This window comes from Peribacillus sp. (assembly GCF_059453735.1).
Genome location: NZ_JAZVJO010000285.1, coordinates 1 through 10,915, shown reverse-complemented (window position 1 = coordinate 10,915; position 10,915 = coordinate 1). Strand labels below are relative to the sequence as shown.

The window sequence follows — 10,915 nt, the reverse complement described above, 5'->3', positions numbered from 1 at the left end:
TTCCCTGTTTAGGGGAGTCCTCTTTCTAATGTAAAAAAGTTACGTATGACACTTATAGAGCTTACTGCATTTACTTATTCACGATCTTCGTTTTATTTTTTCTATGCCTTACAAACATAAATACGATAATCAGTATAATAGGGATGATTAGATAATTTGCATACGCTGAAAATATTACACCTGCTTCTTCCCACTTGGGTCCAAGACGGTATCCTAAATACACATACACACTCGTAACTGGGAACATCGCTAGGAACGTATACCCCATGAATGCCCAAACATTCATCTTCGTCATCCCACATGGCAAGGAAACTGCCGTCCTGACCCCCGGAATAAATCGACCGAAAAAGGCAATACTTCCGCCGTACTTTTCAAAGAAAGCATCTGCTTTGTCAACTTGAGCTTCCTTAATCAAAAAGTATTTACCATATTTTAAGATAAGTGGCCTGCCTCCAAAACGTCCTAGCGCATACACTGTCAGGGGACCCGTAACACCACCAATGGAACCGAACAAAATACTTAAAAGAAGCGTCCGATCTCCTTCATATACCCAGTAACCAGCTAAAGGCAAAACAACTTCAGCCGGAATAAATTCAAAGGTCAATGCCAATGTAATTCCAAAATACCCTAAGCTTTTGAAGGCTTCTATCATTTGAAGCACAATTGAATCCACTAAGGAAGCCTCCTCTTTTTTATCTGAGCGCAGTAAAAAAGTACACCGATTAATCAGCTGTACATATTTTTCTTTTACCTTACAGATTCCCAAATTTTATTTTTCATTCTTATTATAAGGGTATAACATCGTTGTAGTACAATCAATATGATTATTTTACTAAATAAAAGAAACTGCCAGAGTAAAGGCAGTTTCTTGTACAACTCTATATCCAGGCATCCTTACTGTAACCCCTCTGTTCCCAATAACCAACATGATCTTCGGCGATCAATTCAACTCGAGTCAGCCATTTTACAGACTTATACGCATACATTTTTGGAACAATTAATCGTACTGGACCCCCATAATCCTGATCGATTGGCTCGCCATCGATAAGTAAAGCTACCATAATATCCTCCATATGAGCTTGATCCAATGTCAATGAATCTGTATACACGCCATCACCTGAATACAATTTGACATAGGTCGCTTCTTCCTGAACACCCACTAGGTCAAGAAATTCGTGAAGAGGAATCCCTTCCCACGTAACATGATTTACACTCCAGCCAGTTACACAATGGAAATCACTCACCTGTACCTTCCGAGGAAGTGCGAGGAACTCACTCCATGTATAAGATAACGGCCTCTCAACCAGTCCATCGACCGTAAATGACCAATTTTCTGCTGTGAAGGATGGGATGGTCGTTACTGTATAGGGACGAAACCGCCCATCGCCGGCCCCGCCTTTTAATGGATAGGCTGCTTTTGGTTCCGGCAGCATTTGATACTCACTTTGACCATTTGTAAATGTCCAAGGGACGAAGCCAGGTTTAACTAGTTTAACGATAAAGGGGGCAGTGACTAAGAATAAGGCAGATCCACCTGCAATCTGAACAAACTTCCTTCGATTGATCACTGGGTTTTCTTTTTCAATTAGATAAGGCATATCTTTCTTTTTCTGTTTTCGAAAACGTTTCATCCATTTACTTCTTGAAACAGCATGGTAAAGCACGTATGGAATTCCTGCCCATGTAAATAAGTCATGCAAAAAAAGTGCCGCAGCATTCCAACCTACCGGAAATTGCCGATGATAGGTAAGGATAAAACCTGTACTAAAAAGCCCTCCTAAAATAAAAAGAACTATGTATACATTTACTTTTTGATTCATTTTTTTGCCTAATTGTTTCATATGTTTTTTAAAAGCGGGCGTATACAAAAGTACAACCACACAAGAAAGGAAACCAATGATTATATGAACATCACGAATCCATACACGCACCACAGTCAATACTGGTCGTAATAGTGGCAAATAGAGAATAATGCCTGTGACAGCGAGGAATAGAAAAATCCAAGCATTCGAATGATGCAGCCATACAAGCTTTTTCCATAAACGCTTTTTCTCACTCAACATCCTCACCCCTTCTTCTCATGGTTCCAGTATAAGGGAAAGAAGAAAGGAGAAATAGGGTTGAACTCTCGATTAAGGATGCTTGATTGTTATTCCAGCTCTATTCCTTCTACATACATGATGTCATGCACATTATTATCATTTCCGTAGCCAAAGTCTCCATGCGTAAGCTTGGGATGAATTTCTTTCCCATTACTGCCGTAAAATTGGTGACCTACTTTAAGACCTTCTTTAAATGGAAATAGATTAATTTCTTCATTCATTGCAGAAGTCTCTTGCTTGCGGTAAAGTCGATCTAATGACACCCAGCTCTCTGGATATGGAATAACACCATAGGAAATTTCATTAAGCATAGCTGTATGTTCTATTTGAATACTAGGTGTATAATCGGATTCATCGGCTGATGCATGGAAGTTTCTATCTTTTAGTAAATAAAACTCTATCTCACTAATCTTATCATCCGGATGAAGATTATAAACAATATAAGATTTCGCTTTAGCACCTTTCCCGATGACCCATTTCTTAGGCTCACCACCATTATCACTAGTCGTCATTTTCCATTCATTTTTCTTCCATACCCAAAAGCTGACACCATACTGTCCTTCCTTTGTTTTAAAAGGGAGAAAAACATGTTTTTCATCAATAATCATTTTCTCTTGAATTTCCGATACCTCATTCCCCATAACAGCATTTAACCGTTTAAGAGCCGCTGTTTTCGAGATGAATGAATCCGGGTTTCGAGGCATGTTTAAAACAAAAACAGCTGTTATGATGAGACTCAGCAGCAAAGCCGCTGCAAAGTTAATCCTTTTTCTACTCATTCTTTTGTCCCCCAATCGCTAAAACGGAGACTGTACTGCGAAAATAGAGCTGTTCCTGACCAGTGGTGATCAATAATCCCTTTCCATCCTCTTCAATAAAAATGATCGGCTTCAAACCACTGCCCTGTTTCGGTTCTGTCCCCAATAATACATAAGGAAATCGTTCGTTTTTTTCTTCTTCATGAACAATATCATAATACCAACTTTCACTCTTTATCTTGCTTTCTTTCATTTTTCCCAATTGATTACCTAGCTCCGTTTTCTTAATCGCTGCCGTTTCCCCAGATGGGTGAGAAACTATAAGTGATGCATGTTCCGTCATAGCTATGTAGGTCGATGCTTCGTCTGCAGGAAATAGGAAAGAGTGCACGGGTACAGTGAGGAGAGAGACAGCCAGAAAGACAAAATTCACACAGAAGCCTAACCAAGCAAACTTCCGATAGCGCTGCCAGCTTTCTCCATTATCTTTTGTTTTCATTATCCAATAGAGAATCCAAACACCAAGCGGCAAAATAGGGAATTGAACAAGTTGACTAAGTATAGGAATATCAAGAAAAAAAGCCAATTTCCCCACTAAAACAACCACAACCGCCTTCCAAATCGGAGTCTTCTCTATTTGAGATTTATAGATTAAATAGAAGAGCAGTCCAAAGATCAAAAAACTTATACTAATAGTTATCAATGAGGGATAACCATTAAAACGGGTAAACCCAATTTCAGTCAGCAATGGTAACCTCCCCTAATCTAATCATTTCTGTCTTTTTATATTACCATATTTATCTATTTTTATTTTAGGTTTCAAACGAATAAAAAACAGCGGAAACTGAGTATATGTACCCGTTTCCGCTGTTTTTCTATTCATCATCTTGTAATGACTTTAAGGTCTTTTCCCTAAAATACATTCGATTCTTATAATCCTTTGTTATCAGCTCCGTATAAATTAAATCAAAAAGCAAGAAAAACGGGAGCGACGGCGAAATATTCTGCCCCATATGTCTATTGCTTTTATTCATTGCTAATAATGTTATATCGGATATTTTACTTAGTTCAGAATTTTTTTCACCAGTGAAAACAATGATTGAGGAACCTTGTGCCTTGGCTATCTTTACAGCACGAATAATTTCCTTTGTCTCCCCCGTCAGAGATATTCCTATAACGACACTCTTTTTTGTACTAAGAGAGGCATCCATTGCTGCTTGATGCGGATCTGTAATGGTTTCAATATTCAAGCCTATTCGGAAAAATTTAGATTTAAATTCTTGAGCTGCTATCCCTGAATTTCCAATCCCATATACATGAATTTTTTTTGCCTGATTAAGAAGAAGGACCACTTCCTGAATGTCAGGATAAGCAACATTTTGAAAGGTATTCTCAATAATGTCCAAATGATTTTGGTACAATTGAGCAAAATAATCAATTTGCTTAATACCGGCCGTCAAACCTGGTCTCATATTTAAATCTACGTATCTTTTTAGTTCATGCTTAAATTCATTGAATCCTGAATAGGATAGTTTCTGACAAAATCTTGTAATCGTAGCAGGTGAAACATGTAATTTCTTTGCTAGTTGACTACTAGATAACACGCTGATTTCTGTTGGCTTTTTAATTATATAGGTAGCAATTTCTTTTTCTGTCCTTGTGAACTTCTCCATGCTGCATTCTATTCCATGTAGAAGATTCTCACCTAAGTATTCCATGTTGTTTCACCTAACTTATATTAAGAGGTTTATATTTCCTTATCATTCATATTAAAGGATACTTAACCAACTTGTCTATTATATTAGGATATTTATTTTATAAATATGAATGTTATGAATTTTAAACAGAACACTATTTAAAAGACAGAGAAGAAATGGGTTCAGATAGTTGTCATTGCTTCAACAAAACGTTTGGTTATTTGCTGCGGTCGAGTAATGGCTCCACCTACTACGACTGCGTGTACATTGATATCTAATAGGGTACGAGCTATTTCCGGTGTGAAGACATTCCCTTCGGCTAAAACTTTGGCATGTTTCACTTCTTTTACAATTTGTTTTATTACTCTATAATTATTGGAATCAATTTTTAGGCCATTTGTTTCATCCGTATATCCATATAATGTTGGAGCCACAATATCAAATCCTAGTTCATCAGCGTATATGGCTTCTTCCACAGTTGAAACATCTGCCATTAGAATAACCTCTGGATACTTCGTTTTAACTTCTTGATAAAATTGTTCTAAAGATTTACCGTCTGGCCTGATACGAGATGTAGCATCTGTAGCAATAATTTCTACTCCCGTTGTCATTAAGGCATCGATTTCTTTCATCGTTGGTGTTATAAAGACCGGGTTCTGTCCATAAACCTGTTTAATGATTCCAATGACTGGAAGATCGACACATCTTTTAATCTCTAAGATATCAGGTACTGAGTTTGCTCGAATCCCTTTTGCTCCACCTTCTTTGGCTGCGATAGACATTCGTCCCATAATGAAAGAACTGTGCAAAGGCTCCCCTTCTAATGCCTGACAAGATACGATTAATCCTTGATTCATTTGATTTAATACAGATTTTCGCATGTTTTACACGTCCTTATAAAAGATTACTATTCTAGGTATTCCTCAATTTCATTTTTAATAATAGTAACTTGTGGTCCATAAATGACTTGAATGCCATTTCCTTTTTTCACAATTCCCTTTGAACCGGTTTGCTTAATAAGCTCGTCATTTATTACCAAATGATCCTTAACCGTGACTCTCAGTCGTGTCGCACAACAATCCACTATATCAATATTAGCGGCACCACCTAAACCATCGACAATAGTTTTCGCACGATCAGTAGTCATTACTTGCGTAACAGCTTTTTCATCATCTTCTCGTCCTAACACCTTGAAATTTTTTCTCTTTATTAGAAATTTAAAAGAGAAATAGTATAAAAAGAACCATGGAATCCCTACCACAATTACATAAATCCAATTTGTTTTATCCATACCCTGCAGAATACCAAATAAGATGAAGTCTATAAATCCTCCTGAAAAGGTTTGTCCGATTGTAATAGAAAAGATATCAGCCATCATAAAGGCTAATCCATCAAACATCGCATGAACAAAGTATAGAAGCGGGGCAACAAATAGAAAACTAAATTCAAGCGGTTCTGTTATTCCAGTTAAGAAAGATGTTAAGGCTGCTGATAATAGAATACCTGCGACAATTTTTTTATTCTTAGGTTTAGCACAATGATAGATGGCTAACGCTGCACCTGGAAGTCCGAACATCATCGTTATAAACCGGCCAGACATGAATCTGGATACACCTTCATAATATTTCACGGTTTCTTGATCGGCTAGTTGAGCAAAAAAGATGTTCTGAGTACCATTAATAATCTGCCCGCCAATTTCCATTGATCCACCTAAAGCGGTTTGCCAAAAAGGAAGATAGAAGATATGGTGTAAACCCATAGGCCCAAGCATGCGAAGAATAAAACCATATAACAATGTTCCAATCGTACCCGTACTTGTGACGAGTGAACCTAATTGATTAATTAGTAATTGAAAATACGGCCAGACGATAAATAAAACAACTCCTACAAGGATGGATGTAAATGATACAATTATCGGGATAAAACGAGAACCTCCGAAAAATCCTAACACTTGAGGCAGTTGGATTTTGTTATATTTATTATGTAATAAAGCTGCGACAATCCCTACGACAATCCCTCCAAACACCCCTGTTTCTAGCGTTTGGATGCCCACTGCCATTCCTTGTCCGGCACCAGCCAAATTATTTTCAGCAAGATCTCCTGTAATGGACAGTAATGCATTAATCGAGCTGTTCATTACAAAGTACCCGATCATAGCAGCTAAACCTGCTGTCCCTTTATCTGAGCGGGCAAGTCCAATTGCTACACCAGCCGCAAAAATTATGGGTAAATTACTAAAGACGATACTACCAGCTGAACTCATAATCGTAAAAATTGCTTGAAGCCAGCCAATATCTAAAAATGGATATGCCGAAACCGTATTGGGGTTTGATAATGCCCCACCAATTCCTAATAACAAACCAGCAGCAGGTAACACAGCGATAGGGAGCATAAAAGATTTTCCAAACTGTTGAGCTTTCTCAAAGAAATTGTTCATACCTATTCCTCCTCTAGTAAAAGTTTTCTCATATAATAATAGCTATGCTTTATAGCCGTATTATATCTCCCTAATATTACGCTTTCCATTAAACCCGCCAGATTTCATCCCCTTTCAAAAATAGGGCCACAGCTCTGAAAATTCTTTCATTGAAAAAGTATCTCTGCCAAAAAACAAAAAAAGGTTTGGATATGATTCATCCAAACCTTTTTTTGTGTTATCTTTTTGTCTATTTCAGCCGATGAGTAATCGTAAATACAACCCAATTAAGGTGATAAGTAATACTGGAATCGTAATAATGATACCCGTTTTAAAATACGTACCCCACGAAATTACAACACCCTTTGTTTTTAGGACATGAAGCCATAACAAAGTTGCCAAAGAACCAATCGGCGTGATTTTTGGGCCTAAATCCGAGCCAATCACATTGGCATAGATAAGTCCTTCTTTAATAACTCCAGAAGTTGCTGTATGATCAATGGCAAGCGCATTGATCATCACTGTCGGCAAATTGTTCATCAGTGATGAGAGGATAGCTGCGATCAAGCCCATAGCAAGTGTTCCAACGAATAATCCTTGATCAGCTGCCAACTGAATAACATCTGCCAGCACATCGGTCAACCCTGCATTTTTCAGTCCATACACGACTACATACATACCAATAGAGAAGAAGACGATGTTCCAAGGAGCTCCCTTTAGAACGTTTTTTGTATTTACTGCTGCACTGCGTCGCGCCATTAACAAGAAAAAAATTGCAATGACACCTGCAATGAACGAAACAGGAACATGAATATACTCACTGCTAAAGTACCCGATAAGAAGGATAGCCAGTACAATACCTGATAACCGGAACATCCTGATATCTTTTATCGCGTCGACTGGCTTCTTTAACTCTCCCATATCATATTGTTTGGGAATACTCTTTCTAAAATAAAGATATAAGACTAAGATACTCGCTGTTAATGAAAATAAATTTGGAATAATCATATTCGATGCAAATTCAATGAATCCTATTCCAAAAAAGTCAGCAGAAACAATATTAACTAAATTACTGACTACGAGCGGAAGTGATGTGGTATCTGCAATAAACCCACTCGCAATGATAAAAGGAAAAATCATTTTATCTTCCAGCTTTAAATTTCGGACCATTGCCAGTACAATCGGTGTCAGAATGAGTGCAGCCCCATCATTTGCAAACAATCCTGCAACAAATGCTCCCAGTATACTGACATATACAAACATTTTCACTCCGCTTCCTTTAGCTGCTCGCGCCATATGCAGTGCAGCCCACTCAAAGAAACCAATTTCATCTAAGATTAGAGAAATAATAATAATAGCGATGAAAGCTAACGTAGCATTCCAAACAATCTGTGTTACTTCAAATACATCATGAAAATCTACGACTCCCACAAGTAATGCAAGAACCGCACCTCCACAAGCTGACCACCCAATCGATAATCCTCTAGGCTGCCAAATAACTAATGTAAGAGTTAAAAGAAAAATAATAATCGCTGCTATAACTGAACTCAATGCTGATAATCCTCCTATTTGCTTAGTAACAAGTGAATCGTTTACCATGTTTTAATTTCACTTGTTACTAGATACTGCCTGAATAACGGTTAGAACGAAAAAATAATTCAGATGATCTAGATATAACGAATAGAAACCCCCTTGTCCTTTTCTTGGTTCTTTCACCAATCCACTATCCTACATTTTTCGTAAATGCTGAGAAATTGCGGGTTGACACATCTCAAACAAATCTACAAATTAACACACACACAACATTCGTGTTCAGACATAATTTTAACCATTGTTAACCGTGTCTTATGACCTAATAGTTTTAATATAGCCGCAGTCGTTTCAATACTTTGATTTGATATGGCATGAGCCCCCTCCTTTTTATCTTAAGTTACCTTAAATCATGATATAAGTGAATACTTATATAGTCAATGGATTCGCTTGAACCAGCTCACATCCTTGGGGTGGTATTTCGTTGAATTTCAAGCAGAACTAGTAGTTATTCCCGTCTGAGGTTCGCATATTCTCGTCTGAATCTGCCATAATCCCGTCTAGGTCAAGCGTATTCCCGTCTAGACGCATTCGTAAAAAGTTTATTACCGCTACGGGTATGTAATTATTGAATACAAAAAAAGGACCTTAGAAAAGAGTCCCTTCAATACTAAATTAACGCTCACACGCAATATTATCTTTATCCCGATCTCTACCTGTATTGGCATTGTATAAAGCTTTTGATACATAAGGTTTATACGTTGTTTTGCCGCCTTTGTTTTTCGTGTTCTTTGTCTTAGCCACTCCACCTTTATAGACTTTGTTCATCGCCTTACAATTACTGAATTTCTTAACTTCGCCTTTCGCTTCAGCTACATCCGAGGCACTGAAAGAAAATCCAAGAACTAAACTTAGTGATAATAATACCGTTGATATTTTTTTCAATATAATTACTTCCCTTCCATATTTAACATTTTATAATCGTATACCAGTCTATTTGCCTATTCAATGGTAATTTTTCCCTAAAATAAAAAAGACCAGAGAATCCCGGCCCTTCATGTCAGCTTCACAAATATTTACGATGAATACTCTTCCCGTCATACGAGAATAAAATCTCTTTCTTTTCCATCACCGATTCTAGATGAACGGGCCGACCCCAAAGCTGGTATATATACGGCATAACCTTTTCTAAGTATTTCAGGTCTAGTTCAATGTCTTCATACCAATGTTTTGGATATATTTCACCTTTACGCTGATAGTCGCCATCGTTAACGGTGATATAAGGAAAACCGCCGTTCACCCTCATCCCTACTAACTGATCACGAACCTTTTCCCATTGCTTATCCACGATCTTATAGTCTTTTCCCTGCTTTTGAAACAAATACAGATCCTCACGCATCACCAAGTCTTTCGTTAAATAGTTTCGAATGAATGAAATATCAGATTCAATTTCACGAACCTCAACCATTTTTTCCCGGCCCGATTTGGCTTGAATCCCAAGCTTCTTCATTTCTTCTGTTGGATTATCATACCTTTCCTCAATATCCTCAAATATTTTAAGGCCTAAGTAAGTATGGATTGATACTCGTACGGGATGGCTGTGACGACTCCTGCATTTAATTTAGCAAATTCAATTGATTCACTTGAGGTGAGATCTAGCTCTCGTAGAATTCGTTGATGTCAATACGAAGTCCAGCCTTGTATCCAGTATGAAAGAAATGATTATAGGTAACTAATACGAAATATAGAAACAAATGGTACACTTAGATTATCTAAATTTGCCATATAAACATTGTCGCTTATTCAAATAAAGGAGCAGTTTAGTATAATTTAATAGAGGTGGTTTATTGAAAAAAATATTTTTTTTGTTTCATAAGTATTCAGCTTTCTGTAATTGGTTTCTATCTCATAGAAAATATGTTTACAATTAATCCTGATGTATGGTCAGGTAATGGAAATCTTGGTATTTTGATTATGATGCTCTTCTCACCTATTTTTATATTGAGTTATTTTTTAACTTATAAAATATCAAGGGAAATATCATACAACAAATTGAAAAGGAAAATAAGTTTAGCCCTATTAACCCTAGCCCTTATTTCCTGCACATTATTGATACTCTCAATCGTCAATTATACAAGTGAGTTGATAATTGCGTTAGGTGGCACACCTTCTGACCCTGACTCTAAAATTTATCGATTTGGTTGGTTTAATCAATACACAAATAGTATATATTTTAATGTTTACACTTTTTTACTGACGCATATTATTGCTGTCATCATCGGCATCCTATCTGTTATAAGAATAAAACCATAAAGTAATACCATATTTTCACTAACTGGTAACTTTTGTTGAATAAGACATTATAAAAAATCAGAACTCCTAACTGGAAGTTCTGATTTTTTTCATCTCTTT

At 37.0% G+C, this 10,915-nt stretch carries 10 protein-coding genes and 2 pseudogenes; 1 reads left to right on the top strand and 11 read right to left on the bottom strand.

Annotated features, from left to right (window positions below):
- Positions 1-70 precede the first annotated feature (70 nt).
- From AC52RT_RS09170 to AC52RT_RS09120, 11 genes and pseudogenes are all read right to left on the bottom strand, one after another.
- Positions 71-673 (bottom strand): DedA family protein, encoded by a 603-nt coding sequence (locus AC52RT_RS09170; RefSeq protein ID WP_495540455.1) that lies wholly within the window; start codon positions 671-673, stop codon positions 71-73.
- A 205-nt stretch (positions 674-878) separates the two neighbouring features.
- Positions 879-2,060: a molybdopterin-dependent oxidoreductase gene (locus tag AC52RT_RS09165; protein ID WP_495540454.1), complete on the bottom strand. Its 1,182-nt coding sequence runs from the start codon at positions 2,058-2,060 to the stop codon at positions 879-881.
- Positions 2,061-2,149: 89 nt separating this feature from the next.
- Entirely contained in the window at positions 2,150-2,881 is a 732-nt protein-coding gene (locus AC52RT_RS09160) for a hypothetical protein (protein ID WP_495540453.1), read from the bottom strand.
- Complete coding sequence (locus AC52RT_RS09155) at positions 2,874-3,608, bottom strand: hypothetical protein (protein ID WP_495540452.1); 735 nt, start codon at positions 3,606-3,608, stop codon at positions 2,874-2,876. Before AC52RT_RS09155 ends, AC52RT_RS09160 begins: the two co-directional genes overlap by 8 nt.
- A gap of 127 nt (positions 3,609-3,735) precedes the next feature.
- A complete protein-coding gene (locus AC52RT_RS09150) occupies positions 3,736-4,578 on the bottom strand; it encodes a MurR/RpiR family transcriptional regulator (RefSeq protein ID WP_495540451.1) in 843 nt (280 codons plus the stop codon).
- Between the two features lie 161 nt (positions 4,579-4,739).
- Positions 4,740-5,438 (bottom strand): N-acetylmannosamine-6-phosphate 2-epimerase, encoded by a 699-nt coding sequence (locus tag AC52RT_RS09145; RefSeq protein WP_495540450.1) that lies wholly within the window; start codon positions 5,436-5,438, stop codon positions 4,740-4,742.
- A gap of 26 nt (positions 5,439-5,464) precedes the next feature.
- Complete coding sequence (locus AC52RT_RS09140; protein ID WP_495540449.1) at positions 5,465-6,994, bottom strand: maltose/glucose-specific PTS transporter subunit IIC; 1,530 nt, start codon at positions 6,992-6,994, stop codon at positions 5,465-5,467.
- A 234-nt stretch (positions 6,995-7,228) separates the two neighbouring features.
- On the bottom strand, positions 7,229-8,524 hold the full coding sequence (locus AC52RT_RS09135; RefSeq protein ID WP_495540448.1) for an arsenic transporter: 1,296 nt from the start codon (positions 8,522-8,524) through the stop codon (positions 7,229-7,231).
- 57 nt (positions 8,525-8,581) lie between these two features.
- Positions 8,582-8,874: pseudogene (locus tag AC52RT_RS09130) on the bottom strand (ArsR/SmtB family transcription factor).
- A gap of 304 nt (positions 8,875-9,178) precedes the next feature.
- Positions 9,179-9,448, bottom strand: coding sequence for an excalibur calcium-binding domain-containing protein (locus tag AC52RT_RS09125; protein ID WP_495540447.1), 270 nt, complete (start codon positions 9,446-9,448; stop codon positions 9,179-9,181).
- 121 nt (positions 9,449-9,569) lie between these two features.
- Positions 9,570-10,204: pseudogene (locus AC52RT_RS09120) on the bottom strand (SpoVR family protein); the annotation flags it as partial.
- 216 nt (positions 10,205-10,420) lie between these two features.
- Between AC52RT_RS09120 and AC52RT_RS09115 the strand changes: the two are divergent.
- Complete coding sequence (locus AC52RT_RS09115; protein ID WP_495540446.1) at positions 10,421-10,816, top strand: hypothetical protein; 396 nt, start codon at positions 10,421-10,423, stop codon at positions 10,814-10,816.
- The last annotated feature ends 99 nt before the right edge of the window (positions 10,817-10,915 follow it).